We start from the raw sequence: 26,530 nt of genomic DNA on the forward strand, positions 1-26,530 counted from the left end.
TGTCGAACACACGTACTGCCGGCGGGCTCGGGGAGGAGGCGGCGTGCGGGTGCTGGGCGTCGACCCGGGGCTGACCCGGTGCGGGGTCGGCGTGGTCGAGGGCGTGCCGGGGCGGCCCTGCACCCTGGTGGCGTACCACGTCGTGCGCACCGACCCGGACGACGAGCTGCCGCGCAGGCTGCTGCTGCTGGACCGCGCGTTGACCGAGCTGGTGGCCGAGCACCGGCCGGAGAGCGTCGCCGTGGAACGGGTGTTCAGCCAGCACAACGTCCGCACCGTGATGGGCACCGCCCAGGCCAGCGGGATCGCCGTGCTCGCCGGGGCGCGGGCCGGGCTGCCCGTGCAGACGTACACGCCGAGCGAGGTCAAGGCGGCGATCACCGGCTCCGGCCAGGCGGACAAGGCGCAGATGACCGCCATGGTGACCCGGCTGCTGCGGCTGGCCGAGCCGCCGAAGCCGGCCGACGCGGCCGACGCGCTCGCCCTGGCCATCTGCCACATCTGGCGTGGCGGCACCCGCTCGAAGCTGGCCGCCGCCGCCGACCGGGTACGACGAGGAGGAGCACGATGATCGCGAGCGTGCGCGGCACGGTGACCGCGACCGGCCCGGACCACGCGGTGGTGGAGGTCGGCGGGGTCGGCCTCGCCGTGCAGTGCGCCCCCGGCACCCTCGCCGAGCTGCGGGTCGGCCAGGAGACCCGGCTCGCCACCAGCCTGATCGTCCGGGAGGACTCGCTCACCCTCTACGGCTTCGCCGACGACGACGCCAAGGCGCTCTTCGAGCTGCTCCAGACCGCCAGCGGGGTCGGTCCCCGGCTGGCCCAGGCGGTGCTGGCCGTGCACACCCCGGACGCGGTGCGCAAGGCCATCGCCAACGGCGACACCGCCGCGCTGACCCGGGTGCCGGGCATCGGCAAGAAGGGCGCCGAGCGTCTGGTGCTGGAACTGCGGGACCGGATCGGTCCGGTCGCCGTCGGCCCCGACGGCGCGGCCGGGGTGACCAGCGGTGCCTGGCCCGAGCAGGTCCGTCAGGCGCTGGTCGGGCTGGGCTGGACGGCGGGCCAGGCCGACCAGGCGGTGGCCGCCGTGGCGGAGACCGTGGACGGCCCGACCCCGCCGGTGCCGGTCCTGCTCAAGCAGGCGATCCGGCTGCTGGGCCGGACCCGATGAGCGACGGGAACCTCGTCTCGGCGTACGTCCAGGACGCGGAGCGGGACCTGGAGGTGAGCGTCCGGCCGAAGCGGCTCGACGAGTTCATCGCCCAGGACCGCGTCCGCGACCAGCTCGACCTGCTGCTCAAGGGGGCGATGCGGCGCGGTTCCCCGCCCGACCACATCCTGCTCTCCGGGCCGCCCGGCCTGGGCAAGACCAGCCTGGCGAACATCGTCGCCGCCGAGTTGGGCTCCGGCATCCGGGTGACCAGCGGCCCGGCCATCGAGCGCTCCGGGGACCTGGCGGCGATCCTGACCAGCCTCGCCGAGGGCGACGTCCTCTTCATCGACGAGATCCACCGGATCGCCCGGCCGGCGGAGGAGCTGCTCTACAGCGCGATGGAGGACTTCCGGGTCGACGTGATCGTCGGCAAGGGGCCCGGTGCGACGGCGATCCCGCTGGACGTGGAGCCGTTCACCCTGGTCGGCGCGACCACCCGGTCCGGGCTGCTGACCGGGCCGATGCGGGACCGCTTCGGGTTCGTCGCGCACCTCGACTTCTACTCCCCGGCGGACCTGGAGACCCTGCTGCACCGCTCGGCGCGCATCCTCGGGGTGCCGATCACCGACGACGGCGCGGCCGAGATCGCCGGCCGCTCCCGGGGCACGCCCCGGATCGCCAACCGCCTGCTCCGCCGGGTACGCGACTTCGCCGAGGTCCGGGCCGACGGCGTGGTCACCCTGGAGACCGCCCGGGCCGCCCTGACCGTGTACGACGTGGATGCCCTGGGCCTGGACCGGCTGGACCGGGCGGTGCTCACCGCCCTGGTCGACTCGTTCCGGGGCGGGCCGGTCGGGCTCTCCACCCTCGCGGTCGCGGTCGGCGAGCAGCCGGACACGGTCGAGGAGGTCTGCGAGCCGTTCCTGGTCCGGGCCGGCCTGTTGGCCCGGACACCCCGGGGCCGGGTGGCGACCGAGGCGGCCTGGCACCATCTGGGGCGTACCCCGCCGAATGGTACATTTGGCAGCAGCGCCCCTTCCGTGCCCGATCTCTTCTCCGTCGAGCCCGATCAGCCGTGATGCGAACGTGATCCGTGCGGCGTTCGGCGTTCTCAGGTGCAGGGATTAGACTCGCCGCGGTCTGTACAGGACGTGAGAACATGCCTCCGCTCCGGCGCCCCCCGTCGGGCCGGTGGCCAATGGGAAGGTCTTTACCGTGCTTTACGCAGCAGAGGGCGGTGGGGGAGCCGGCGGTCTGACGCCGATCCTCATGATCGCTCTGCTCTTCGGCGTCATGTACTTCATGATGATCCGCCCCCAGCAGAAGCGCCGCAAAGAGGCCGAGGCGATGCAGTCCGCGCTCGGCCCCGGTGACGAGGTGGTCACCATCGGCGGGCTGTACGGCACGGTCACCAGCGTCGACGACGACACCGTCCTGCTCGAGGTCGCCCCCGGCGTCGAGACCCGCTACGCCCGCCCGGCCATCGCCCGGGTGGTCAGCCGGGCCGACCGGAGCGAGTCGACCGAGCAGGTCGTCGAGGACGTCGACGTCAAGGAGTGACCCGCGGGCCCGACGGGGCAGCGCGCGGATCGAAATAAGTGGATAGTAGGTCGACGTCGGTGTCGACCCGGACGGACGTGACGACGGGCCTCGGCCAGCTTCGTGCCCGCCCGGGACGGCACCGACGTCCACCCTCGACACGTGTGGCCGGATTCCCGGCCTGACCCCCGCCGCCTACCACCAGCGGCGCGACCGCACAGGGAGACAGGACAACCGTGGCACCACCTCAGGGACAGATGCGGCCGGGACGGCAGCTCGCCGTGCTCGGCGTCATCTTCGTCGTCCTCTATCTTTTGGTGTTCTTCGCGGGCGGTGCCAGCGGTGGCTGGAAGGACCGGCTCGAGCCCAAGCTCGGCCTGGACCTGGTCGGCGGCACCCGGCTCACGCTGGAGGCGACCAATACCGTCGACGGCCGGCCGCCGAACGCCGAGAGCCTCGAAAGGGCCCGGCAGATCATCGAGAACCGGGTCAACGCGCTCGGTGTCGCCGAGGCCGAGGTGGTCACCGAGGGCGACCGGAACATCGTCATCTCGCTCCCCGGCGAGAACCGGGACCTGAGCGAGGTGGGGACCGCCGCCGAGCTGCGGTTCCGCAAGGTGCTCAAGGTCGCCGACGGCAGCGGCGCCTCCGCCACCCCGCCGCCGGCCACCCCGGCCCCGTCCGGCAGCCCGGCGCCCGCCCCGTCCGGCAGTGCCGCCCCGGCTCCGTCCGGCAGTGCGGCCCCGAAGGCCACCGCCTCGCCGAGCACCGGCGGCCAGGGCGGCGGCGCGCCCGTCCCCTCCGCCAGCGCGAGCCCGGCCCCGAGCGCGCCGGCCTCGCCGAGCGCCAGCGCCGAGCCGGTGCCGCCGGGCATCGAGGAGCAGCGCAAGGCCGTCGAGCAGAAGGTCGGCGCTGCCGCGTGGCAGGCCGCCAGCGGCCTCCAGGCCCCGGCCGACGTCAGCGCCGACCCGGCGCTGGCCGAGCGGCTCAAGCCCTTCGGCACCCTGACCTCGCGCGAGGTCGCGGTGCTCCCGGCGCAGATGCAGTTCAACGTGCCGACGATCACCTGCGCGCAGCTCGACACGCGGCCGGCCGGCTCGATCAGCGCCCCGAAGCAGCCGCAAGTGGCCTGCGAGGCCGGCGCGAAGTACCTGCTCGACATCGCCAAGGTGGAGGGCACCGACGTCGAGGACGCCGACCCGGCCCTGGACCAGACCGGCCAGTGGGTGGTCAGCCTCGACTTCACCGGCCCCGGCCAGGAGAAGTGGACCGCGCTGACCCGGGAGGCCTTCAACAACGAGGGACAGGCCTGCGACGCCACCGCGCTCGGCCAGGACGGCAAGTGCCGGGTGGCCGTGGTGCTCGACAACAAGGTGATCTCCTCCCCGGAGATCCAGGGCGTGCTCACCGGTGACTCGCAGATCACCGGCAGCTTCAACAACAGCACCGCCAGCGACCTGGCCAGCACGTTGCGCTACGGCGCCCTGCCGGTGACCTTCGAGCCGCAGGAGGCCCAGAACGTCTCCGCCACCCTGGGCGAGAGCCACCTGCGGGCCGGTCTGCTCGCCGCCGGCATCGGCATGTTGCTGGTCATCATCTACGCGTTCTTCTACTACCGGCTGCTCGGCTCGGTGATCTTCCTGAGCCTGGTGCTGTCGGCGCTGCTGGTCTTCGGTGCGCTGGTCTTCCTCGGTCGACAGATCGGCTTCACGCTGACCCTCGCCGGCATCGCCGGCATGATCGTCTCGCTCGGTGTGGCGGCGGACTCCTTCGTCATCTACTTCGAGCGGCTCAAGGACGAGATCCGGGAGGGACGCAGCCCGCGTAGCGCGGTGCCCCGCGCCTGGGTCCGGGCCCGCCGGACGATCATCTCGGCGAACGCCATCACCATCCTGTCCGCCGTGGTGCTCTACATCGTCTCGGTCGGCGCGGTGAAGGGCTTCGCCTTCGCCCTGGGGCTGGCCACCGTGCTCGACCTGGTGGTGGTCTTCCTCTTCCGGCACCCGATCATGGCGATGTTCGCCCGTACCCGGGCGTTCCTGTCGCCCCGGGTCAGCGGCCTCGGCCGGGTGCTCCCCGCCAAGGGCACCGACCAGCCGACCGCCCGCAACTCGCGTGTCAAGGAGGCCTGAGATGGCTCGTAGTGGTCTGGCCACCCGGCTGTACCGGGGCGAGGCCGGTCTCGACGTCGTCGGCCGGCGCAAGCTCTGGTTCAGCATCGCCGGGGTGCTCGTCCTGCTCGCGGTGCTCAGCTTCCTGGTGAGCGGCTTCAAGCTCGGCATCGAGTTCAGCGGCGGCAACTCGTACCAGGTCCCGGCGAGCGTCGGCACGCTGGAGCGGGCCGAGATCGTTGCCGAGGAGGCGCTCGCCAGCGCCGGTGGCGGCGCCGAACTGGTCACGGCCCAGAAGGTCGGCGGCCCGAGCGGTGACTTCTACGAGATGCGCACCTCGGAGCTGGACGCCGAGGAGGCCGAGGCGGTCAAGGTCGCCCTGGCCGAGGAGTTCGGTCTCAACGCCGACCAGATCAGCGCCAACCGGGTCAGCTCGGCCTGGGGTGGCCAGGTCACCTCGCGGGCCCTCCTCGGCCTGGTCATCTTCGTCGCGCTGGTGACGGTCTACCTGATCCTGCGCTTCGAGTGGCGGATGGCCGCCGCGGCGGTCGGCTCGCTCTTCCTCAACCTGGTGCTCACCTCGGGCATCTACTCGGCGATCGGCTTCGAGGTGACCCCCTCGACGGTGATCGGCTTCCTCACCATCCTCGGCTTCGCCCTGTACGACGTCGTGGTCGTCTTCGACAAGGTGCAGGAGAACGTCCGGGGGATCACCGCCAACAACAACCAGACGTACGGCGAGGCGGCCAACCTGGCGGTCAACCAGAGCCTGATGCGGTCGTTGAACACCTCGGTGGTCGCGCTGCTGCCCGTCGGTGGTCTGCTCTTCATCGGTGCCGGCCTGCTCGGCGCGGGCACCCTGAAGGACCTCGGCCTGGTGCTCTTCGTCGGTATGGCGGTGGCCTTCCTGACCTCGATCCTGGTGGCCACCCCGCTGCTGGTCGTGCTGAAGAACCAGGAGCCCCGCATCCAGGCGCACAACAAGCGGATCCTGGCCCGCCGGGGCGCGATCGCCCGGGGCGAGATCACCCCGAAGGGGACCCCGCGCTCCGCCGAGGACGGCGAGGAGCCGATCGACTCGGACGCCGCAGCGCTGGCGGGCTCGGCCCCGAAGGTCGGTGCCCGGCCGGCCGGCAAGCGGCCCACCGGCGCGCGGGGCGGTCGCCCCGCTGGCGGCGGGGGCAACCGACCCGGCGGCAAGCGCCGCTGAACCAACGGGTGGGGCGACACCGCCCCACCCGCCGACGATCGACGCCGCGGCGTCCTTCATGCTGTGCGCACAGCATGAAGGACGCCGTGTCGTTTAGGGGGCAATCGTGACGCAGACCCACACCGGGGTACGCGGGGACAGCGGTCCCGCCGTCGCCGAGCTGGTGGCCGGTCGGGTGCTCGACGTACCGGACTTCCCGAAGCCCGGGATCGTGTTCAAGGACCTGATGCCGCTCTTCGCCGACGGTGCGGTCTTCCGTGAGGTCGTCGACGGGATCGTCGCCCACCACGGGCGGGAGTCCTTCGACGTGGTGGCCGGCATCGAGGCCCGCGGGTTCGTGGTCGCCGCCGCCATCGCGTACGCCACCGGTGTCGGCGTCGTGCCGGTGCGCAAGGCGGGAAAGCTGCCCCGGGCCACCCACTCGGCCTCGTACGCCCTGGAGTACGGCGAGGCGACCCTGGAGGTGCACCAGGACGCGTTCACCGCCGGCCACCGCGTCCTGGTGGTCGACGACGTCCTCGCCACCGGGGGCACCGCCGGGGCCACCCTCGACCTGGTCGAGCGGGCCGGTGGCACGGTGTCCGGCTTCACGGTCCTGATGGAACTGGCTTTCCTCGGCGGCCGGCAGCGACTGGCCCCGCGTCCGGTCCATGCCCTGCTGACCGTTTGATCCGGCGGCCGCCGGACGGACCCGACGCGGGCCGTCCGGCGGAGCGGCACACCAGGTCCCCGGCGGGTAGCATTGCCCTTTGCTGACCGGGCGGGGTGACCCGCCGGTGGCACCAGCGCGGCACCCGCCCGGGAGGCGGTGGCCGACGACGGTGGCGCGAGCAGAGCAGAACCGCCGGCCCAGGCCGGCGGCGTACCCGGGTCGACCGGTCACGGTCGGCCTGTTCCGGCGAAGGGTGAGGAGGCCGGTGTCCAACGATGTCGTTCCTCCGGTGGAGGGCACGGTGCATCCGACAGGCGACGCGGACAGCTCGGCGACCGACCGGACCGGTGTCGGTCCGGCCCGGCTCCCCGGCGGCAGTGCTCCGGCCGGCACCGGCGGGGCCGGAGTCCCGGCGACCCCGGTGCCGCGCAACGGCGACGGGACGCCTTCCCTGCCAGGTCCGCTGGTGGCTGACGACCCGTCCGACCTCACGTCCGGCGGGTTCGCCCTGGCTGACGCGCCCACCGGCCGGCGGGTCCGGGCCCGGCTGGCCCGGTTCAACGCGCCCTGGCAGACCTCGCAGGTCAGCGAGGTGCTGGAGCCGCTGATCTCCACCCATCGGGAGAACCACCCCAAGGCCGACGCCCGTCTGCTCCAGCGCGCCTTCGACATGGCCGCCCGCTGGCACTCGGGGCAGTACCGCAAGTCCGGCGACCCGTACATCACCCACCCGCTCGCGGTCGCCACCATCCTGGCCAACCTCGGCATGGACACCACCACCCTGGTGGCGGCGCTGCTGCACGACACCATCGAGGACACCGCCTACACCCTGGACCAGATGAAGGTCGACTTCGGCGGCGAGGTCGCGCTCCTGGTCGACGGGGTCACCAAGCTCGACAAGGTCAAGCTGGGCGACGCCGCCAAGGCGGAGACCATCCGCAAGATGGTGGTCGCCATGGCGAAAGACCCCCGGGTGCTGGTCATCAAGCTCGCCGACCGGCTGCACAACATGCGTACCCTCACCTTCCTGCCCCGCCCCAAGCAGGAGCAGAAGGCCAAGGAGACGCTGGAGATCCTGGCCCCGCTGGCCCACCGGCTCGGTATGAACACCATCAAGTGGGAGCTGGAGGACCTGGCCTTCGGCACGCTCTTCCCGAAGCGGTACGAGGAGATCAACCGCCTGATCGGGGAGCACCAGCCGCAGCGGGAGGCGCTGCTGCGCCAGGTGACCCAGAAGGTCCAGACCGACCTGAAGGTCGCCAAGATCAAGGCGGAGACCACCGGCCGGCCGAAGCACCTCTACTCGATCTACCAGAAGATGATCGTGCGGGGGCGGGACTTCAACGACATCTACGACCTGGTCGGCGTGCGGATCCTGGTCGACACGGTGCGGGACTGCTACGCCGCGTTGGGTGTGATCCACGCGAACTGGCAGCCGGTGCCGGGCCGGTTCAAGGACTACATCGCGATGCCCAAGTTCAACATGTACCAGTCGTTGCACACGACGGTCATCGGGCCGACCGGCAAGCCGGTCGAGATGCAGATCCGCACGTACGCCATGCACCGCACCGCCGAGTTCGGTATCGCGGCGCACTGGAAGTACAAGGAGCACAAGGGCACCCAGATCGTCGGCCCGCCCGCGCACATCGACGAGATGACCTGGCTGCGGCAGCTGCTGGACTGGCAGCGGGAGGCGGCCGACCCGAGCGAGTTCCTCGACGCGCTGCGCTTCGACCTGTCCAGCCAGGAGGTGTACGTCTTCACCCCCAAGGGCGACGTCATCCCGCTGCCGACGGGCTCGACACCGGTGGACTTCGCGTACGCGGTGCACACCGTGGTGGGGCACAAGTGCATCGGGGCGCGGGTCAACGGCAAGCTGGTGCCGTTGGAGTCGACGCTCTCCAACGGCGACGTGATCGAGATCTTCACCTCGAAGTCCGACACCGCCGGCCCGACGCAGGACTGGCTCGGCTTCGTCAAGAGCCCCCGGGCACGGACGAAGATCCGGCAGTACTTCAACAAGGAGCGGCGCGAGGAGGCGATCGAGGCCGGCAAGGACTCGATCGTCAAGGCGATGCGCAAGCAGGGCATGCCGTTGCAGCGGATGCTCACCTCGGACGCGTTGATGACGATCGCCCGGGACCTGCACCTGGCCGACGTGGCCTCGCTCTACGCCGCCGTGGGGGACAGCCAGGTCTCCGCGCAGTCGGTGGTGCAGCGGCTGATGGCCGCGTACGGCGGCGAGGAGGGCGCGGTCGAGGACATCGCCGAGACCGCCGTCGCCACCCGTCCGCCGCGCAGCCGGGCCAGCAGCCACGATCCCGGGGTGGTGGTCCGGGGCGTCAGCGACGTCTGGATCAAGCTGGCCCGCTGCTGCACGCCGGTTCCGCCGGACGCGGTCTTCGGGTTCGTCACCCGCTCCGGCGGGGTCAGCGTGCACCGGGACGACTGCGCCAACGCCGAGGACCTGAAGGAGCAGCAGGAGCGGGTGGTCGAGGTGAGCTGGAAGCTCACCTCCGCCTCCACGTTCCTGGTCGCCATCCAGGTCGAGGCCCTCGACCGGCACAAGTTGCTCGCCGACGTGACCCGGGTGCTCTCCGAGGAGCGGGTGAACATCCTCTCCGCCACCGTCACCACCACCCGGGACCGGGTGGCGGTGAGCCGGTTCAGCTTCGAGATGGCCGACCCGAAGCACCTCGGTCACCTGCTGGCCGCCGTCCGCAAGGTCGACGGAGTCTTCGACGCGTACCGGGTGACATCCGGCGCCTGACCCTGCGTCCCGGCCCTGCCGGCCGACGTACGCGGAACGCCCGCCGGCAGGGCCGGCGGGCGTTCTCGTGGCGGAGCGGAGGCTGCGTCAGCCCTGGGCCGCGCTCATGGTCAGCTTCTTGATGACGACCTCCTTCTTCGGGTGGCCGCCACCGGCCTGCTGGCCGAAGGCGTTGTCGTGCCCGGCCGCGCCGACCTGCTTGACGATGTCCATCCCCGAGGTGATCGTGCCGAGCACGGTGTAGTTCGCGTCGAGCTGCGAGTCGCCGTACACGATGAAGAACTGGCTGCCCGTGCTTCCCGGCTGACCGGAGTTGGCCATCGCGATGACGCCCTCCGGGTACGGCGGCCGCTTGTCGGTGGGCAGGTTCTCCTCGGCGAAGCGGTAGTGCGGGCCGCCGGTGCCGTCGGTCTCCCGCCAGCCCTTGCCGGTGGCGCTCGGGTCACCGCACTGCAACACCTTCAGCCCTTCGGTGACCAGCCGGTGGCACTTGCTGTTGTCGAAGAAGTTCTTGCTGGCCAGGTGGGTGAAGCTGGCCGCCGTGCAGGGCGTGTCGGCGAGATTGACCTTGGCGGTGATCGGCCCCAGGTTGGTGTCGATCGTCATGGTCTGGGTGCCGACCTTCGGCTGCTGCGTGCCGGGCAGGCCGACATCCTTGGTCTGCGGCGTCCGCTGCTCGGCCGGCGACTCGTTCCAGACGCAGAGGGCGGTGCCGGACGTGGCCGTGGTGTCGGTCTCGTCGTCGCCCAGGCTCGTCACGAGCCATACCGTGCCGGCGACCACGAGCAGCAGGGCCGCCCCCGCCCCGACGATCGCCTGCATCTGCCGGCGCTTGCGGGCCTTGGCCGCGCGCTCGGCCATCTCCCGCTCGAGTCGGGCCCGCGCCGCCGCGCGCTGCCGCTCTCTGGTGGACGTCACGGTCACTCCTCGTCATGTTTCGGCGGTCAGTTGCCGCTGATGTGGTGTGGGCCGGCGGTCAGCCGGCGCTCGGAGTCGCCGACGGCGCAGCGGCCGGGCTACTCGGAGCGGGGGCCGGCGTCACCGCCGGCGTCGTTGCCGGCTCGCCGACGGTCAGGCTCTGGATCACCACGTCGGTCTTCGGCTTGACCTTCGCCCCCGACCCATTGTCCACGGTCTCCAGGGCGCCGACCTTCTCCACCACGTCGAGCCCGCCGGTGACCTTTCCGATGACCGAGTACGCCGGCTCCGTCGGGTTGAAGTCCTTGAAGAAGATCAGGAACTGGCTGCTGTTGGCACCCGGCGGGCTGGCGATCATCGCCACGGTGCCCTTCGGGTACGCGGGCGGCTGGTCCGCGGCCGGGCTGGGCGACGGCGTGTCGGGGACGTTCTCGTCGTAGAACGAGTAGGTCGGGCCGCCGAGACCGCTGCCGCTCGGGTCGCCGCAGCGCAGCGCCCCCTCGGCGGTGATCTCGTGGCACTTGGTGTTGTCGTAGAACGAGCGGCCCGCCAGGTGGGCGATGCTCGCGGCGGCACACGGCGCGCCGGCCAGGTCCAGCTCGACGGTGATCGGGGCACCCTGGTTGGTGGTCACCGTCATCGGGCGGGTGCCGGAGGTGGGCAGACCCTTGGTCGGCGGGGTTCCGACGTCCTTGAGGTCGCCGTTGCCCTCGGCGTTCTGCGGTGTCCAGGCGCACACGTCCGGCTCGGCCCGGTTCTCCTCCGGGTCCCGGTCGAAGCCGCCGAGCGCCCAGACCGAACCGACCACGACGAGGGCGAGCACCACTGAAGCGCCGACACCCGCCTGGATCTGGCGGCGGCGCTTGGCCCGGGCGGCCCGGCGGGCCATCTGCCGGTCGAGCTTTTCCCGTGCGAGTCTGCGCTGCCGGTCCCTGCTGGAAGCCACCCGCGCTCCCCTTCCTCTACCCTGGTCGTCATGGCGGACGGGCGCCGGGCGCCGCCGGGCGCAAGTGCGCCACGCCACACGCCCGCCAGAGTGTACGGGTACCGGCTGGGAATGTGGTGTACCAGGTCGGGTAAGGGTTCTATCGTCATCTTTCACTGGCCGTACGGCCCCGCCCACCCGGGGTGGCCGCGCAGGCCCGCGCCGCTAGGCTGCGAAGCGGTAACGCATCGACGAGAAAGGGGAGCGGACGTGCTCGTGGCCGGCTTTCCCGCGGACGCCTTCGGCACCAACTGCTACGTGGTCGCCACCGCGCCGGGGGAGCAGTGCGTGGTGGTCGACCCGGGCATCGGCGTGCTCGACCGCCTCGACGCGCTGCTCGCCGAGCACCGCCTGCATCCGGCCGCCGTCCTGCTCACCCACGGGCACCTCGACCACACCTTCTCGGTCGCCCCGGTCTGCGGAGCGCGCGGCATCACCGCGTACGTCCACCCGGACGACCGGGAGCTGCTCGCCGACCCGGCCAAGGGCCTCTCCATGGACCTGCGCCAGCTCTTCGGCGGTCGCCTGCCGTACACCGAGCCGGAGGACGTCGCCGAGCTGACCGACGGCGCGACCCTGGCCCTCGCCGGTCTGGAGATCACCGTCGACCACGCCCCGGGCCATACCGGCGGGTCGGTGCTGTTCCGGATGCCCGGCGCCGGCTCACCCTGGGAGGCCGAGCAGATCTGCCTCTCCGGTGACGTGCTCTTCGCCGGCTCGATCGGTCGCACCGACCTGCCGGGCGGCAGCATGCCCGCGATGGTGACCAGCCTCCGGGAGAAGATCCTCCCGCTGGCCGACGACACCGTCGTGCTGCCCGGCCACGGCCCCGCGACGACCATCGGTCGCGAGCGCCTGAGCAACCCGTACCTCATCGAGGCGGGTGGCGGCGCGAGCCCGGTCGCCCCCACCCGAGGCTGGTAGTCCCGCACCTGCGCGACGCGCGGGAGGTCAAGGAGCGCCCAATGAGCAGGCCCACGCCCATCTCCGGCTTCCCGGAGTGGACGCCGTCGCAGCGCATGATCGAGCAGTACGTCCTCGACCGGCTCCGCGACACCTTCGAGCTGTACGGCTTCGCCCCGCTGGAGACCCGCGCGGTCGAGCCGTTGGACCAGTTGCTGCGCAAGGGGGAGACCTCCAAGGAGGTCTACGTGATCCGGCGGCTGCACGAGGAGGAGGGCACCGCCCCCGCCGCCGACGACACCCTCGGCCTGCACTTCGACCTGACCGTGCCGTTCGCCCGCTACGTGCTGGAGAACGCCGGCCGGCTCCAGTTCCCGTTCCGCCGCTACCAGATCCAGAAGGTGTGGCGGGGGGAACGTCCGCAGGAGGGCCGTTACCGCGAGTTCCTCCAGGCCGACATCGACATCGTCGACCGGGACACCCTGGCCGCGCACCACGAGGCGGAGATGCCGCTGGTGATCGGGGACGCCCTGCGCGGCCTGCCGATCCCGCCGGTGCGGATCCAGGTGAACAATCGCAAGGTCTGTGAGGGCTTCTATCTGGGTCTCGGGCTGACCGACCCGGAGGCGGCGCTGCGCGCGGTGGACAAGCTCGACAAGATCGGCCCGGACCGGGTGGCGGAACTGCTCGCCGACACCGCCGGGGCGAGTGAGACCCAGGCCCGGGCGTGCCTGGCCCTGGCCCGGATCTCCGCGCCGGACGCGGCGTTCGCCGCGCAGGTGCGTGCCCTCGGGGTGTCCCACCCGCTGCTCGACGAGGGCATCGAGGAGTTGACCCGGGTGGTGGAGACCGCGGCCGCGCACGCGCCCGGTCTCTGCGTGGCCGACCTGCGCATCGCGCGCGGGCTGGACTACTACACCGGCACCGTCTACGAGACCCAGTTGGTGGGCTTCGAGAGGTTCGGCTCGATCTGCTCCGGCGGCCGGTACGACAACCTGGCCAGCTCGGGTGCGAGCCGTTTCCCCGGGGTGGGTATCTCGATCGGGGTGAGCCGCCTGCTCGGCCTGCTCTTCGGGACGGACCGGCTCACCGTCTCGCGGAGTGTGCCGACGTGTGTGCTGGTGGCGGTGCCGACCGAGGAACGGCGGGCGGCCACCGACCGGATCGCCCAGGCGCTGCGCGGGCGGGGCATTCCGTGCGAGGTGTCGCCGACCGCCGCCAAGTTCGGCAAGCAGATCCGGTACGCCGAGCGACGCGGCATCCCGTACGTCTGGTTCCCGGGCGTCGACGGGGCTCCGGACGAGGTCAAGGACATCCGCTCGGGCGAGCAGGTGACCGCTGACGCGGGGGAGTGGACCCCGCCGCGGGCCGACCTCAAACCGCTGGTCAGCTAGCCGGGACGTTACTGGCGCGTACGCGATAAAGTCCCTACGGTGGCGTAGGTTACGCCACCGTAGGGAGAACCCGTGACCGCTAGCACCGCTCTCAGCCAGACCGCCCTGCTCCTGGAGCTCGAGCCCGTCGTCGAGAAGAACCTGAACCGCCACCTGAGCGTGGCGAAGGAGTGGTTCCCGCACGAGTACGTGCCGTGGAGCGAGGGGCGCACCTTCGACGGCCCGCTCGGCGGCGACGCCTGGTCGGAGTCGGACTCGACGATGTCGGAGGTGGCGCGCACGGCGCTGGTCGTCAACCTGCTCACCGAGGACAACCTCCCCTCGTACCACCACCAGATCGCCACGCTGTTCGGCCCGGACGGGGCCTGGGGCACCTGGGTGGGGCGCTGGACCGCGGAGGAGGGACGGCACGGCACCGCGATCCGGGACTACCTGACGGTGACCCGGGCGGTCGACCCGGTGGCCCTGGAACGGGCCCGGATGACGCACATGACGGCCGGCTACTCCAACGCCCACGACAGCGAGGTGTTGCACACGCTGGCGTACGTGTCGTTCCAGGAGCTGGCGACCCGGATCTCGCACCGCAACACCGGACGGGTGACCGGCGACCCGGCGTGCGAGGCGCTGCTGGCCAAGGTCGCCGCCGACGAGAACCTGCACATGGTCTTCTACCGCAACCTGCTCGCCGCGGCGTTCGAGCTGGCCCCGGGGCAGGCGATGCGCGCGGTGGCCGACGTGCTGGCCGACTTCCAGATGCCCGGTGCCGGCATCGACGGCTTCGCCCGCAAGTCGGTGGCGATCGCCCTCGCCGGCATCTACGACCTGCGCCAGCACCGTGACGACGTGGTGGTCCCGGTGCTGCGGCAGTGGGACGTGTTCAACGTCTCCGGGCTCGACGCCGACGGCGAGGCGGCCCGCGACCAGATCGCCGCCCAGCTCGACACGCTGGAGCGCCAGGCGTCCCGGTTCGAGGAGCGGCGCGCGGCCCGCGCCGCCCGTCTCGCCGCCTCGTCCTGACCCGTCGCGCGCCGGTGGTCAGCCCCTCGGTGGCGGGGCCGCCGGCGCGCCGGGCAGGTCGAACAGGAGGCAGGTGGAGGTGGCGTGGGCGACGAGGCGTCCCGCCGCGTCGGTCAGGCGGGCCTCGGCCAGGGCGGTGCGGCGACCGCGTTGCAGCACGGTGCCCTCGCAGCGCAGCAGGCCCGACTCGACCGTGGCCGGGCGCAGGAACCTCGCGTTCAGGTCGAGCGAGGTGTAACCGACCCCGGCCGGCAGGGTGGTGTGCACGGCGCACGCGGCGGCGGTGTCGAGCAGGGTCGAGATGACTCCGCCGTGGACGGTGCCGAGCGGGTTGTAGTGGAACTCCTGCGGGGTCAGCTCGACGGCCACCCACCCCTGGTCGGCCTCCATCCGGGCCATGCCCATCAGCTGCATCACCGGCGGCGGGGCCACCTCGCCGGTGATCATCGCCTGGATCAGGTCCAACCCGCCGCGGCGGCCGAGGTGGTCGACGCTGGCGGCCGGGTCCGACCAGGAGAAGGTGCGGCTGCGTGTCGGATCCTGGGTCTGTGTCACGGACCCAGCCTGGCAGCGCGTTGCTGCGTCTGTCAACGAGACCTAGCCTGGTCGGCATGAGACCCGTGGCACTGGACTGGTCGGTGGAGAACTGCACCATCGCCCGGGCGATGGCGATCCTCGGCGAGCGGTGGACGGTGGTGGTGCTCCGCGAGGTGTTCAACGGTGTGCGCCGCTTCGACGACATGCGGGTGCGCACCGGCATCCCCCGGCAGGTGCTCACCAACCGGCTGGCCACGCTGGTCGAGCAGGGGGTGCTACGGCGCGAACCGTACCGGGAACCCGGCGCCCGGGCGCGGCACGAGTACCGGCTGACCCCGATGGGCCTCGACCTGTGGCCGGTGCTGGTGGCGGTGCTCGACTGGGGGGACCGCCACCTCGCCGACCCGGAGGGTTCCCCGCTCAGCGTGCGCCACCGTGACTGCGACGAGCCGGTGCGGGTGCAGCTGCGGTGCGCGGCCGGACACGAGGTGACCGAGCCGCGTGACCTGGTGCCGCGGCCCGGTCCGGGGGCGCGCCGCCGCAGGGAGTGAGGACCGGGCGGGCGGCCGTCGCCGTCCGCCCGGAGGAGGACCGTGCTACCAGCGGAAACCGGCGGCGTACGAGACGTTCGCCAGCACCTGCTGGCCACTGGTGTTCGGGTGGAAGTAGTCCCAGCCGGAGAGCTGGCTCAGCGCGAACGGGTAGTTGAACACCGCGTTGTCGTCGAAGTCGCAGGTGCTGCCGTACGCCACGCACGCCTCGGCGAGCTGCCGGTTGTAGTCGATCACCCGCTGCCGGACCCGGGCCCGCCGGTCGACGTCGGCCTGCGCGGTCGAGGTGGGGTTCGCCAGCATCGACTGGCAGATGCCGAAGAGCGACCAGGCGGTACGGGCGGCCAGGTCGCCCTTGCCGACCGACCAGAGGCGCTGGATGTCCGGGACGCTGATCAGTGCGACCCGGGCGCTGGGCAGGCCGGACTTGATCCGGCTGAGCGCGGCGTCGATGTTCGCCCGGTAGGTGGCGACCGGGGTCATGCTCGACTCCGAGCTGGTGCAGGCGTCGTTCGCGCCGATCAGGATGGTCACGTAGCCGACGCCCTGGCTGACCGCGGTAGCCGCCTGGCCGGGCAGGTCGGCGGATTTCGCGCCGGTGCGCGCGTCGTTGTGGTTGCGGCCGTTGATCGCCGGGTTGACCGCCCGGATCCGTAGGTAGTGGCTGTTGACACCGGAGTCGTCGCCGGTGCTGAACGAGCGCGACGTGCAGTCGACGTACCAGCCGCAGGCGTTGAAGCCCCGGGTGATGGAGTCGCCCAGACTGGCCATCGAGGAGGGTGGTGGGCCGGGGTCGGCGGCGGCCGGGGCGGCCAGGAGGGGAACGGTGGCGACGAGTGCCGTGAGGACGGTGAGTACGCGGCGGATGGGGGTCATCGGGGGCCTCCGGATCACGGGTTCCGACGGGGATGCCTGCGGTGACCAGAGCTTATAGATGTGTGTCTATATCGACAATGTTGCCGTGTTATGACGTATCTGAACGGTGCGGGAACCCTTGCAGATGAACTTAGATATGTGAATACTTCAGCTCATCCGACCGGCTCCCCCCAGGTCGGCCTGGTGCTCCCGGGCAGCGCCGAACGGCTTGCCCCCGCCCCCTCTTTGGAGGATGTTCATGCGCCCCACGAGGTCAACGCTCCGCCGCGCCGCCACCGTCGCGATGGCCGGCACCCTGGTCGCCGGCTCACTCCTCGGCGCGCCCGCGCAGGCCGCCCCCGTCTCGCCTGCCTCCCCCGACAGCGCGGCCAGCCTGGCCGAACGCCTCGGTGACCGGTCCGCCGGTGTCTACGCCGACGCCACCGGGAAGATGGTCGTCACCGTCACCGACGCCGCGGCCGCCCGCCAGGTCACCGCCGCCGGCGCCACCCCGAAGATCGTCAAGCGCGGTGCCGCCGAACTCGCGCGGGCCACCGCCGAGCTGGACCGCTTCGCCAAGATCCCGGGCACCGCCTGGTGGACCGACCCGGTCAGCAACCAGGTCGTGGTGTCCGTCGACAGCACCGTCACCGGCGCCAAGCTGGAGAAGGTCCAGGCTGTCGCCACCAAGCTCAACGGCGCGGTCCGCATCGAGCAGGAGGCCGGTGTGCTGAGCACCCGGATCTCCGGCGGCCAGGCCATCTACGCCGGCGGCGGCGGCCGCTGCTCGCTGGGCTTCAACGTCCGCAGCGGCACCACCTACTCCTTCCTGACCGCCGGCCACTGCACCAACATCTCGTCGAGCTGGTACAGCAACTCCGCCCAGACCAACCTGCTGGGCAGCCGGACCGGCACCAGCTTCCCGGGCAACGACTACGGCATCGTCCGGCACAACAACAGCGCCAACGCGGCCGGCAACGTCTCCCTGTACAACGGCACCTACCGGGACATCACCGCCGCCGGCAACGCCTACGTCGGCCAGTCGGCGCAGCGCTCCGGCAGCACCACCGGCCTGCGCAGCGGCTCGGTGACCGCCCTCAACGCGACGGTCAACTACGCCGAGGGCTCCGTCTCCGGCCTGATCCGCACCAACATCTGCGCCGAGCCGGGCGACAGCGGCGGCTCGCTGTTCAGCGGCAGCACCGCCCTGGGCCTGACCTCCGGCGGCAGCGGCAACTGCTCCTTCGGTGGCACCACCTACTTCCAGCCGGTGACCGAGGCCCTGAGCCGCTACGGGGTCGCCGTCTTCTGATCCGGACCCGGACGATCCGGTAGTACGGAGCGCGAGCGGGCCGTCGGGACACCGACGGCCCGCTTCCGTCTGTCGGGACGCCGGGACTGCCTGGTCGCCGACGGGGTACCGTCCGGCCGGTGAGCCTCTCCGCACCGAGCACCCCGGCCTGGGCCCCGCTGCGCCTGGCCGCCTTCCGCAGCCTCTGGCTCGCCGTGCTGGCCAGCAACATCGGCACCTGGATGCAGACCGTCGGGGCGCAGTGGCTCCTGGTCGACCAACCCGGAGCGGCCACCCTGGTGGCCCTGGTGCAGACCGCGAGCATGCTGCCGGTGCTCCTGCTCGCCCTGCCGGCCGGCGCGCTGGCCGACATCTTCGACCGCCGCCGCCTGCTCATCGCCGTCCAGTGCTTCCTGGCGGTGACCGGCGTGCTGCTCGCCGGACTGACCGCCGCCGACCGGATGCCCCCGGCGCTGCTGCTCACCCTCACGTTCGCCATCGGCGTCGGACAGGCGCTGACCCTGCCGGCCTGGCAGGCGGTCATCCCCGAACTGGTGCCCCGGGAACAGCTCGTCCCGGCCTCCGCACTCGGCTCGATCAGCGTCAACCTGGCCCGCGCCGTCGGGCCCGCCATCGCCGGTGTGCTGGTCGCGCAGGCCGGTGTCGCGGCGGTCTTCGGTCTGAACGCCCTCTCCTTCGCGGTCTTCGCCGTGGCCCTGCTGCGGTGGCGGCCGGAACACCCCGGGGGCGACCCGGATCCGGAGCGGTTCACCGCCGCGCTGCGTGCCGGCGGTCGGTACGTCCGGCACTCCCCGGTGGTCCGCCGGATCCTGCTGCGCGCCGCCCTGTTCGTGGTGCCGGGCAGCGCACTGTGGGCCCTGCTGCCACTGGTCGCCAGCCGCCGGCTCGGCCTGGACTCCAGCGGGTACGGCGTCCTGCTCGCCGCCCTCGGCCTGGGCGCGGTGGCCGGCGCGGTCGTCCTGCCCCGGCTACGGCGCCTGCTCTCCGACAGTCAGCTCCTGCTCCTGGCCGGGTTGATCTTCGGTGGCGCGCTGCTGGTGCTCGCCCTGGTGCCCCGCGCGCTGCCGGTCGTCGTGGCGCTGGCCCCCGCCGGACTGGCCTGGATGACCGTGATGTCCAGCGTCAACGCGGCGATGCAGCTCTTCCTCCCCGGCTGGGTGCGCGCCCGGGGGCTGTCGGTGTTCCAGATGGTCTTCGCCGGTGGTCAGGCGCTCGGCGCCCTCGCCTGGGGCGCCCTCAGCGAGCTGGCCGGGCTGGTGACCGCGCTCGCGGCGGCCGGCGCGGTGATGGCGCTGTGCGCGTTGACCGTGCTGGTCTGGCCGCTGCGCGACACGCGGGGCGTGAACCGGGAGCCGGCGGTCTACTGGCCGGAGCCGCACCTGACGCTGCCCGCGCACCCGCGTACCGGGCCGGTGGTGGTGACCGTCGCGTACACCGTGCCGCCCGAGCGGCAGGAGGCGTTCGTCGAGGCGATGCGGGCGGTGGGGCGGTCGCGGCGACGCACCGGAGCGATCCGGTGGGGACTGTTCCGGGCCGGTGAGCGGGAGCACGGGTTCGTCGAGGTCTACCAGGTCCCGTCCTGGGCGGAGCACCTGCGCCAGCACACGGGCCGGCTCACCGGCGCCGACCGGGTGGTCGAGGAACGCGCCCGGGGCCTCGTCGACGGCGACCCCGAGGTCACCCACCTGCTTCCGGCCGACCCGGACTGACCGGGCCGGCGATCCGTACCGCTGCTCCGGCGCGCTCGACCGGCCCCTGCTGCGGTGTGGTCAACGGCGCCCGCGGTGGTGGACCGTCACCCCGCGAGCCTCCAGGCGGGTCGGGACGTCGGGGTCGTCGAGGTGCGCCAGGGTGATGTCCAGATTGCGCAGCGCCGGCAGCGACTCCAGCGCCCCCGCCCCGGTGCAGTCGCCGGTCAGGAACAGCTCCGACAGGGTCGGGTGGCCGGTCAGCGGGGTCAGGTCCAGCGGCTCCGGGTGGTAGCCGTGGCCGTCCAGATCCAACGACTGAAGGCCCGACAGCGCCTGGATGCCCTCCAGCGACGTCACGTTGTAGTCGTCGGACTCGCCGCCCGTGTCGATGTCCAGGGTCTGCTCGACGAGCATGTAGATCTCGTTGCCGCCGTCGAAGTCCAGGTGGCTGATCGCCGCAGCCGCGGCGGACGGCACCGTGACGGCGTGCAGGAGGTCCAGCGACGCCGCCAGGCGTGGGCCCGGGCCCGGATAGCCGTCGTCCGGGCCGTCCGGGCCGGTCGACTCGACGATCGCGCCGAGGTCGGCGGCGGCGATCACACCGTTGGTCAGGAGGGCGTTCAGGACGCCGAGGTGCAGGCCGCGGTCGGCGAAGACGATGGTCATGATCTCGACCGTATCCCGTCGCGGGGGTGGCCCCCGACGGGGAGCGGGTCGTCGGCCGGGGCCGCACCGGTGCCGCTCCCGGCCGGGAGCCGCCCGGTGCCGGTCCGCACCGGGTGCCCCTGACACAATGCGAGGGGTAAAGCTGGACCGCAGATGAGGAGACGCAAGTCGTGATCCGTACCCATGACGCCGGCGGCCTGCGCGCGGCGGACGCCGGCACCACGGTGACGCTCGCCGGGTGGGTCGCCCGCCGGCGCGACCACGGCGGCGTCATCTTCGTCGACCTGCGCGACGGCTCCGGCGTGGTCCAGGTGGTCTTCCGCGAGGAGGACGCGCACGCGCTGCGCAACGAGTTCTGTGTCAAGGTCACCGGCGAGGTGACCCGCCGCCCCGAGGGCAACGAGAACCCGGAGCTGCCGACCGGCGACGTCGAGGTGACCGCCACCGGCCTGGAGGTGCTCTCCGAGGCCGCGCCGCTGCCGCTGCCGGTGGACGACCAGGTCGAGGCGGGCGACGACGTCCGGCTCCGCTACCGCTACCTGGACCTGCGCCGGGGTGGCCCGGCCAACGCCATGCGGCTGCGTTCCCGGGCCAACCAGCTCGCCCGGAAGGTGCTGCACGAGCGGGACTTCCTGGAGATCGAGACGCCGACGCTGACCCGGTCGACGCCCGAGGGCGCCCGGGACTTCCTGGTGCCGGTCCGGCTCCAGCCGGGCAGTTGGTACGCCCTGCCGCAGTCCCCGCAGCTGTTCAAGCAGCTGCTCATGGTCGGCGGCATGGAGCGGTACTACCAGATCGCCCGCTGCTACCGCGACGAGGACTTCCGCGCCGACCGGCAGCCGGAGTTCACCCAGCTCGACATCGAGATGTCCTTCGTCACCGAGGACGACGTGATCGACCTCGGCGAGGCGATCGTCGCGGAGCTGTGGCGGGACCTCGCCGGCCACGAGATCTCCCGGCCGATCCCCCGGATCACCTGGCACGACGCGATGGCCCGGTACGGCTCCGACAAGCCGGACCTGCGCTACGGCGTCGAGCTGACCGAGCTGACCGACTACCTGCGCGGCACCGGGTTCCGGGTGTTCGCCGGCGCGATCGACGCGGGCGGGTACGTCGGCGCGGTGGTCATGCCGGGCGGGGCCGCGCAGACCCGCAAGGAGCTGGACGGCTGGCAGGACTGGGCCAAGGCGCGCGGCGCGAAGGGCCTGGCGTACGTGGTGCTCGACGCCGAGACCGGCGAGCCACGCGGCCCGGTGGCGAAGAACCTCTCCGCCGAGCACCTCGCCGGGTTGGCCGACGCGGTCGGCGCGAAGCCCGGTGACGCGGTCTTCTTCGCCGCCGGCACGAACACCCGCGAGGCGCAGGAGCTGCTCGGCGCGGCCCGGGTGGAGATCGCCAAGCGGGCCAAGCTGGTCGACGAGAGCGCCTGGGCGTTCTGCTGGGTGGTCGACGCGCCGATGTTCGAGCGCACTGACGAGGGCGGCTGGACGGCGGTGCACCACCCGTTCACCTCGCCGAACTCGGAGTGGGTGGACCGGTTCGAACAGGCCCCCGACCGGGCCCTGGCGTATGCCTACGACATCGTCTGCAACGGCAACGAGATCGGCGGCGGCTCGATCCGTATCCATCGGGGCGACGTGCAGCGACGGGTCTTCGACCTGCTCGGCATCACCCCGGAGGAGGCGCAGGACAAGTTCGGCTTCCTGCTGGAGGCGTTCAAGTACGGCCCGCCCCCGCACGGCGGCATCGCGTTCGGCTGGGACCGGGTCTGCATGCTGCTCGCCGGAGCGGACTCGATCCGCGAGGTGATCGCCTTCCCGAAGACCCGGGGCGGCTTCGACCCGCTGACCGGGGCACCGACCCCGATCACCGCCCAGCAGCGCACCGAGGCGGGCATCGACGCCAAGCCGAAGGCGCCGGCCGCCGCGCACACCGGCACCGCCGGCCCGGCCGCCCCGGTGGCCGACCCGACCTGATCCACCGCCCGGACGACGAGAGCCGGGGTGGACGCCTCACCGTCCACCCCGGCTCTGTCGGATCCGGCGCCGCCTCAGCCCTCGGCGGTGCGTCTCTGGGCCGCGATGACCTTGTTCAGCCGCTCCATCCGGGTGGCCAGGCTCATCATGCCCTCCAGCTTGAACGCCGGGGGGCGGCGGCCGTCGACGTCGGAGAAGCCGTACCGCTGGGCGAGGTCACCGCAGGCGAGGACCTGTCCGGACTCCTCCCGCACGGACGGGTCGGCCAGCAGGTGGGCGATCGCCCGACCGACGTACTCGGCGGAGTGGACCACGGCCGCCGGGCCGCTGCCCAGCGCCGACCAGGCCGCCTCGACCCGCTCGGTGCGGACGAAACCGGGGTGCAGCCCGACCGAGGTGATCTTCGTCTTGCGCAGGTCACCGGCCATCGCCCGGCTGAGCCGGTCGGAGGCGGCCTTGAACATGTCGTACGCCGCCTGCCCGAGGTAGGTGTCCCCGTCGGTGTAGCTGATCGTGACCAGCAGGCCGGCGTCCCGGGGGAGCATCAGCTCCACCGCGTGCCGGCTGGCGGTGAACTGCGCCCGCACCGACGCCGCGTACGCGTCGTACCGCCACATCGGCTGTTGCCAGAACGGGGCGTCGAAGCGGGCCTCGTCGGAGCGCTCGTACCCGCTCCAGGCGTTGTTGACCAGCAGGTCGAGCCGGCCGTCCTGCTCGGTGGCGATCCGCGCGAACAACGCGGCGACCTGTGCGTCGTCGTGGTGGTCGCAGCGCACCGCGATGCCCCGCCCGCCGCGCCGGGTCACCTCGTCGGCGGTGTCGTCGACGGTGCCGGGCAGCCCTTCGGTGCGCCCGTCGGCCCGGGTGCTGCGCCCGGTGACGTAGACCGTCGCCCCGGCGTCGCCGAGGGCCAGGGCGACGCCGCGCCCGACCCCCCGGCTGCCGCCGGTCACCACGGCGACGCTGCCGGCCAGCGCCGGCGGCTCCCACCGGCCGTCGGTGGACGTGTGCTCCGTGTCGTCAGGCACCCTGCTCGCTCCAGTACTCGAGGCTTCGTCGGTAGGCGTCCCGGTCGGAGACGTGCGGCAGGCCGTAGCGGCTGCGCAGCTCGTCCAGGGAGGAGGGGAGGGCCCCGCCCGAGCACGCGGTCACCTCGCTGACATCGGCGAGGACCTCCACGTACCGGCGGGACATCGGGGCCAAAGCGGCCAGTTCCGCCTCGGTCAGGTCGTCCGGGTGGATCACGCGGGGGCGGGTGATCTCCTTGCCGCGTCGGCGGGCGTGTTCGACGCAGATCTCCACCGCCTCGTCGACGGTCATCGCCTCCTTGCCGTAGGTCACCCAGTACTCCTGGCCGTGGTCGCCCGCGTCCATCGCGGCGATGGTGGCCCGGGCCAGGGTGTCCTGCGGGACGATGTCCACCAGGTTGCCGGGGTGGGCCGGGAAGAGCTTCGCCCGGCCCCGGCAGATCCAGTCCGACATGAGCTGCACGATCTGCCCGCGCGAGGTCAGCCCGGTCGCCGCGTCACCGATCAGGTTCGTCGGCCGGAAGATCACGTACGGCACGCCGGAGGCCCGCAGCAGTTCCTCCGCGGCGAGCTTGGAGCGGACGTACGCGGTGACCACGTTGGTCGGGCGCAGCGGCAGCGGGGCGGAGGCGGCCAGCGCGTGCACGAAGGAGGTGCTCTGGTGGTAGATCGACGCGTCGGCCCGGCGGGCCAGTTCGATCACCTCGCGGGTGCCGTCCACGTTGGTGCGCTGGTACCGCTCGGGCGACTGCCCCCAGTCGGTCAGCCCGCCGGAGTGGATGACCGCGCCGGTGCGGGCGACCAGGTCGGCGTAGCTGTCGTCGTCGAGGCCGAGCTGCGGGCGGGACAGGTCGACCCGCAGCATCTCCACTCCGGGACCGGCCACGCTGCCCGAGTTGACCAGGCAGAGCACCGGACGACCGGCCAGCTCCCGGACGATCGACTGCCCGACCACTCCGGACGCCCCGGTAAGGACGATCATCTTCTGCCGGCTCATCCGCGCCGGTCCTTCCACTCGTACACCCGGGACAGCACCTGGTAGCCGGCGAAGCTGATCGGCTCCGGCGGGAAGGTCGGTCGAGGCGCGTCGACCAGGGCCAGTGTCGAGTAGTCGGTCTTCTCGCCGAGGACCAGGTCACGCAGGATCCGCCCCCCGGTGTGGGTGGCGGCGATGCCGTTGCCGCAGTAGCCGTACCCGTAGTGCAGGCCGGGCCGGAGCGTGCCGAAGTGCGGCATCATGTCGCGGGTGATGTCGATGACCCCGCCGTAGGCGAACTCGAACCGCACGTCCCGCCAGGCCGGGAAGAACCGGGCGAACGACTCGGTCAGCTCCCGGTAGATCGCCGGATTCTCCTGGTGGGCCCGGTCGAACGGGCTGCGCGGGTAGTAGTAGGCCCGTCCGCCGGCCCACATCAACCGGTTGTCGGCGGTAAACCGACCACAGTGGAGGAACGTCTTCGCCTCGACCAGGCCCTCCCGTCCGGGCCAGTGCACCCGGCCGAGCTGCTCCTCGCTGAGCGGCTCGCTGATCAGCACGTAGCTCCACATCGGCAGCACGGTGCGCCGGAACTCCGGGAAGGTGTACTGCGACGCGCTGGTGGCCAGCACCACCTGTGGCGCCCGGACCCGTCCGGCGGCGGTCACCACCGTGTGCGCGGCACCCGGCGTCGCCGCCGGCTCCACCCGCTGCACGGCGGTGCGCTCGTGGATGGCCACGCCCGCCGCGCGCAGCGTCCGGACCAGGCCACGGGCCAGCTTGAACGGGTTGACCAGCGCCCCGCCGACCCGGACCGCCCCCTTGATCTCGGGGGAGTCGACGTAGGCGCGGGCCTCCGCCGCGTCCATGATCTTGGTGTCACTGCCCAGCTTGAGGGCGAGCCGCCGGTCGTGTTCCAGGCGGGCGAGCTGCCCGTCGTTGAGCGCCACCATCAGGTAGTCGTTCGCCTCGTACTCGGCGTCGACCTTCTCCCGGCGGCAGAACCGGCCGATCTCCAGGATGGACCGACCGACGATCGCGGACGCCCGGCCGGCCGCCTCCGCCCCGTAGACCCGGATCAACTGGTCCAGGTCCTTGCCGAGGGTGGGGGTGACGAAGCCGTCGGCGGTGCCGGAGGCCGCGCCCCCGGCGAGCCCCGCGTCGAGCAGGTGGATGGACAGCTCCGGGCGCGCCTTCTTCAGCGAGTACGCGGTCCACATACCGGTGAACCCGGCACCGACGACGGCGACGTCGCATTCGACGTCGCCGGTCAGGGCGTCCTGCGGTTCGGCGGCCTCGGTGGTCTGCCAGTAGACCTCATGTCGATAGTTCGGCACAGCGCTCCAATCGCTGATCCGTCGCGGCAGCGACGTCTCAGACCGCCTCGAGGACCAGTCGGGCCAGCCCGAGGTGCCGGCGTTCGAAGTGTCCGACGGTGGCGGAGAGGTACCGCTCGTACTCGGCGACCTGCTCCTCGCCCACCAGCTCCAGGGCCCGCTCCCGGTTGCGCCGGAGGCCGTCCAGCCACTGCGCGCAGGTCCGCGCGTAGTGGTCGGGGTCGTTGCGGACCGACACCACGTCGAAGATCCGCTCGCTGCCCTGAATGACCTCGGACAGCGCCGGGATCTCGGACTCGGTGAAGATCCGCTCGATGATGAAGAGCAGGTCGGAGACGGTCTGCCGGTCCATCCGGACGTTGTTGCCCTTGATGTTGGTCTGGATGGCGATCCGCCCGCCGGGGCGCAGCCAGCCACGGCACCGGGTGAAGAACTCGCGGTACGCGGCGACGCGTGCCGCCCGGGTCAGCCCCTCCCGGGCGAAGTGCTCGAACGCGCCGATCGAGATCACCGCGTCGTACGGCTCGGTCGGGGTGTGGTCCAGCCAGTTCTGGACGTGCACCTCGACCCCGTCCGACGCGCGTGCCCGGACCCACTCGGCCTGCGAGTCGCTGAGCGTCAACCCGACGACCTGCTCCACCCGGTGCGCGCCCACCAGGCGCTCCATCAACCCGCCCCAGCCGCACCCGACGTCGAGCACCCGGCGCGCGCCGGTCGCCCGCGCCCCCTCGATGAGGTAGTCGAACTTGCGGAGCTGGGCGGCGTCGAGGTCGTCCTCCGGCCCCGACCACATCGCGCAGCTGTAGGCCATCGACCGGCCGAGCCAGAGCGCGTAGAAGTCGTTCGAGAGGTCGTAGTGCTGCTGGATGGCGTCCATGGACGCGCCGTCGTAGCGGCCGTTGTCGGCTCCGGCCGCCGGGGCGTCGGCCAGCGGTGCGTGGACGGACATG

The 26,530-nt window shown here is 72.2% G+C and carries 24 protein-coding genes; 15 read left to right on the plus strand and 9 right to left on the minus strand.

Translation table 11 applies throughout. The annotated features are described in order from the left end of the window. The first annotated feature begins 43 nt into the window (after positions 1 to 43). From ruvC to IGA62_RS23240, 8 genes are all read left to right on the plus strand, one after another. Entirely contained in the window at positions 44 to 571 is a 528-nt protein-coding gene (gene ruvC, locus IGA62_RS23205) for a crossover junction endodeoxyribonuclease RuvC (protein ID WP_091644911.1), read from the plus strand. Beyond that, positions 568 to 1,170, plus strand: coding sequence for a Holliday junction branch migration protein RuvA (ruvA, locus tag IGA62_RS23210; RefSeq protein ID WP_145818874.1), 603 nt, complete (start codon positions 568 to 570; stop codon positions 1,168 to 1,170). The genes ruvC and ruvA overlap by 4 nt, the downstream gene beginning before the upstream one ends. Continuing rightward, positions 1,167 to 2,231 carry a Holliday junction branch migration DNA helicase RuvB gene (gene ruvB / locus IGA62_RS23215; protein WP_145818873.1) on the plus strand — a complete coding sequence of 355 codons (1,065 nt, stop codon included), beginning with the start codon at positions 1,167 to 1,169 and terminating at the stop codon, positions 2,229 to 2,231. Before ruvA ends, ruvB begins: the two co-directional genes overlap by 4 nt. A gap of 136 nt (positions 2,232 to 2,367) precedes the next feature. Further along, positions 2,368 to 2,712 carry a preprotein translocase subunit YajC gene (gene yajC / locus IGA62_RS23220; protein ID WP_145818872.1) on the plus strand — a complete coding sequence of 115 codons (345 nt, stop codon included), beginning with the start codon at positions 2,368 to 2,370 and terminating at the stop codon, positions 2,710 to 2,712. Positions 2,713 to 2,927: 215 nt separating this feature from the next. Further along, complete coding sequence (gene secD, locus IGA62_RS23225; RefSeq protein WP_186499931.1) at positions 2,928 to 4,823, plus strand: protein translocase subunit SecD; 1,896 nt, start codon at positions 2,928 to 2,930, stop codon at positions 4,821 to 4,823. Position 4,824: 1 nt separating this feature from the next. After that, positions 4,825 to 6,012 (plus strand): protein translocase subunit SecF, encoded by a 1,188-nt coding sequence (gene secF / locus IGA62_RS23230; RefSeq protein WP_145818871.1) that lies wholly within the window; start codon positions 4,825 to 4,827, stop codon positions 6,010 to 6,012. A gap of 106 nt (positions 6,013 to 6,118) precedes the next feature. Further along, the gene (locus IGA62_RS23235; protein WP_145818870.1) at positions 6,119 to 6,682 is read left to right on the plus strand and encodes an adenine phosphoribosyltransferase; all 564 of its coding nucleotides are present in this window, start codon (positions 6,119 to 6,121) and stop codon (positions 6,680 to 6,682) included. Positions 6,683 to 6,953: 271 nt separating this feature from the next. Next, a complete protein-coding gene (locus IGA62_RS23240) occupies positions 6,954 to 9,434 on the plus strand; it encodes a RelA/SpoT family protein (RefSeq protein WP_186500303.1) in 2,481 nt (826 codons plus the stop codon). An 87-nt stretch (positions 9,435 to 9,521) separates the two neighbouring features. On the opposite strand, the gene IGA62_RS23245 is transcribed toward IGA62_RS23240, so the two are convergent. Both IGA62_RS23245 and IGA62_RS23250 read right to left on the minus strand, forming a co-directional pair. Next, positions 9,522 to 10,352 (minus strand): peptidylprolyl isomerase, encoded by an 831-nt coding sequence (locus IGA62_RS23245; RefSeq protein ID WP_145818868.1) that lies wholly within the window; start codon positions 10,350 to 10,352, stop codon positions 9,522 to 9,524. 58 nt (positions 10,353 to 10,410) lie between these two features. After that, the gene (locus IGA62_RS23250; RefSeq protein WP_145818867.1) at positions 10,411 to 11,298 is read right to left on the minus strand and encodes a peptidylprolyl isomerase; all 888 of its coding nucleotides are present in this window, start codon (positions 11,296 to 11,298) and stop codon (positions 10,411 to 10,413) included. Between the two features lie 249 nt (positions 11,299 to 11,547). On the opposite strand from IGA62_RS23250, the gene IGA62_RS23255 reads away from it, so the two are divergent. The 3 genes from IGA62_RS23255 (at position 11,548) to IGA62_RS23265 (ending at position 14,651) form a co-directional block, all read left to right on the plus strand. Continuing rightward, positions 11,548 to 12,261, plus strand: coding sequence for an MBL fold metallo-hydrolase (locus IGA62_RS23255; RefSeq protein WP_145818866.1), 714 nt, complete (start codon positions 11,548 to 11,550; stop codon positions 12,259 to 12,261). 41 nt (positions 12,262 to 12,302) lie between these two features. Then, a complete protein-coding gene (gene hisS / locus IGA62_RS23260; RefSeq protein ID WP_145818865.1) occupies positions 12,303 to 13,634 on the plus strand; it encodes a histidine--tRNA ligase in 1,332 nt (443 codons plus the stop codon). Positions 13,635 to 13,706: 72 nt separating this feature from the next. Then, entirely contained in the window at positions 13,707 to 14,651 is a 945-nt protein-coding gene (locus IGA62_RS23265; RefSeq protein ID WP_091462774.1) for an acyl-ACP desaturase, read from the plus strand. 18 nt (positions 14,652 to 14,669) lie between these two features. Here IGA62_RS23265 and IGA62_RS23270 read toward each other — a convergent pair whose 3' ends face one another. Next, positions 14,670 to 15,206 carry a PaaI family thioesterase gene (locus tag IGA62_RS23270; RefSeq protein WP_145818864.1) on the minus strand — a complete coding sequence of 179 codons (537 nt, stop codon included), beginning with the start codon at positions 15,204 to 15,206 and terminating at the stop codon, positions 14,670 to 14,672. A gap of 56 nt (positions 15,207 to 15,262) precedes the next feature. Here IGA62_RS23270 and IGA62_RS23275 point away from each other — a divergent pair, with 56 nt between their 5' ends. Beyond that, on the plus strand, positions 15,263 to 15,739 hold the full coding sequence (locus IGA62_RS23275) for a winged helix-turn-helix transcriptional regulator (protein WP_145818863.1): 477 nt from the start codon (positions 15,263 to 15,265) through the stop codon (positions 15,737 to 15,739). Positions 15,740 to 15,784: 45 nt separating this feature from the next. Here the strand turns inward: IGA62_RS23275 and IGA62_RS23280 are convergent, their stop codons facing one another. Further along, a complete protein-coding gene (locus IGA62_RS23280; RefSeq protein ID WP_145818862.1) occupies positions 15,785 to 16,615 on the minus strand; it encodes an SGNH/GDSL hydrolase family protein in 831 nt (276 codons plus the stop codon). Between the two features lie 238 nt (positions 16,616 to 16,853). Between IGA62_RS23280 and IGA62_RS23285 the strand changes: the two genes are divergently transcribed. Then, complete coding sequence (locus IGA62_RS23285; protein ID WP_145818861.1) at positions 16,854 to 17,906, plus strand: S1 family peptidase; 1,053 nt, start codon at positions 16,854 to 16,856, stop codon at positions 17,904 to 17,906. A gap of 119 nt (positions 17,907 to 18,025) precedes the next feature. Then, positions 18,026 to 19,615 carry an MFS transporter gene (locus IGA62_RS23290; RefSeq protein ID WP_145818860.1) on the plus strand — a complete coding sequence of 530 codons (1,590 nt, stop codon included), beginning with the start codon at positions 18,026 to 18,028 and terminating at the stop codon, positions 19,613 to 19,615. 60 nt (positions 19,616 to 19,675) lie between these two features. On the opposite strand, the gene IGA62_RS23295 is transcribed toward IGA62_RS23290, so the two are convergent. Next, positions 19,676 to 20,263, minus strand: coding sequence for a DUF6892 domain-containing protein (locus IGA62_RS23295; protein WP_145818859.1), 588 nt, complete (start codon positions 20,261 to 20,263; stop codon positions 19,676 to 19,678). 170 nt (positions 20,264 to 20,433) lie between these two features. Here IGA62_RS23295 and aspS point away from each other — a divergent pair, with 170 nt between their 5' ends. Continuing rightward, positions 20,434 to 22,239 (plus strand): aspartate--tRNA ligase, encoded by a 1,806-nt coding sequence (gene aspS, locus IGA62_RS23300; RefSeq protein WP_145818858.1) that lies wholly within the window; start codon positions 20,434 to 20,436, stop codon positions 22,237 to 22,239. 74 nt (positions 22,240 to 22,313) lie between these two features. Here aspS and IGA62_RS23305 read toward each other — a convergent pair whose 3' ends face one another. Genes IGA62_RS23305 through IGA62_RS23320 form a run of 4 tightly spaced genes read right to left on the minus strand, consistent with a single transcriptional unit; the run spans position 22,314 to position 26,529 of the window. Continuing rightward, entirely contained in the window at positions 22,314 to 23,267 is a 954-nt protein-coding gene (locus IGA62_RS23305) for an SDR family NAD(P)-dependent oxidoreductase (protein WP_190289201.1), read from the minus strand. Further along, positions 23,260 to 24,264, minus strand: coding sequence for an SDR family oxidoreductase (locus IGA62_RS23310; RefSeq protein WP_145818857.1), 1,005 nt, complete (start codon positions 24,262 to 24,264; stop codon positions 23,260 to 23,262). Before IGA62_RS23310 ends, IGA62_RS23305 begins: the two co-directional genes overlap by 8 nt. Beyond that, entirely contained in the window at positions 24,261 to 25,580 is a 1,320-nt protein-coding gene (locus IGA62_RS23315; protein ID WP_145818856.1) for an NAD(P)/FAD-dependent oxidoreductase, read from the minus strand. The genes IGA62_RS23310 and IGA62_RS23315 overlap by 4 nt, the downstream gene beginning before the upstream one ends. A 37-nt stretch (positions 25,581 to 25,617) precedes the next feature. Further along, positions 25,618 to 26,529 (minus strand): SAM-dependent methyltransferase, encoded by a 912-nt coding sequence (locus IGA62_RS23320; RefSeq protein ID WP_145818855.1) that lies wholly within the window; start codon positions 26,527 to 26,529, stop codon positions 25,618 to 25,620. Position 26,530 lies beyond the last annotated feature (1 nt).

Origin of the sequence: Micromonospora sagamiensis, assembly GCF_014680085.1 — a bacterium.
GTDB lineage: Bacteria > Actinomycetota > Actinomycetes > Mycobacteriales > Micromonosporaceae > Micromonospora > Micromonospora inyonensis.

Coding starts and splice junctions, on each gene's coding strand:
- ruvA (WP_145818874.1), top strand. CDS start 568: ATGATCGCGAGCGTGCGCGGCACGGTGACCGCGACCGGCCCGGACCAC.
- ruvB (WP_145818873.1), top strand. CDS start 1,167: ATGAGCGACGGGAACCTCGTCTCGGCGTACGTCCAGGACGCGGAGCGG.
- secF (WP_145818871.1), top strand. CDS start 4,825: ATGGCTCGTAGTGGTCTGGCCACCCGGCTGTACCGGGGCGAGGCCGGT.
- hisS (WP_145818865.1), top strand. CDS start 12,303: ATGAGCAGGCCCACGCCCATCTCCGGCTTCCCGGAGTGGACGCCGTCG.
- IGA62_RS23275 (WP_145818863.1), top strand. CDS start 15,263: ATGAGACCCGTGGCACTGGACTGGTCGGTGGAGAACTGCACCATCGCC.
- IGA62_RS23280 (WP_145818862.1), bottom strand. CDS start 16,615: ATGACCCCCATCCGCCGCGTACTCACCGTCCTCACGGCACTCGTCGCC.
- IGA62_RS23285 (WP_145818861.1), top strand. CDS start 16,854: ATGCGCCCCACGAGGTCAACGCTCCGCCGCGCCGCCACCGTCGCGATG.
- IGA62_RS23295 (WP_145818859.1), bottom strand. CDS start 20,263: ATGACCATCGTCTTCGCCGACCGCGGCCTGCACCTCGGCGTCCTGAAC.
- IGA62_RS23310 (WP_145818857.1), bottom strand. CDS start 24,264: ATGAGCCGGCAGAAGATGATCGTCCTTACCGGGGCGTCCGGAGTGGTC.
- IGA62_RS23320 (WP_145818855.1), bottom strand. CDS start 26,529: ATGTCCGTCCACGCACCGCTGGCCGACGCCCCGGCGGCCGGAGCCGAC.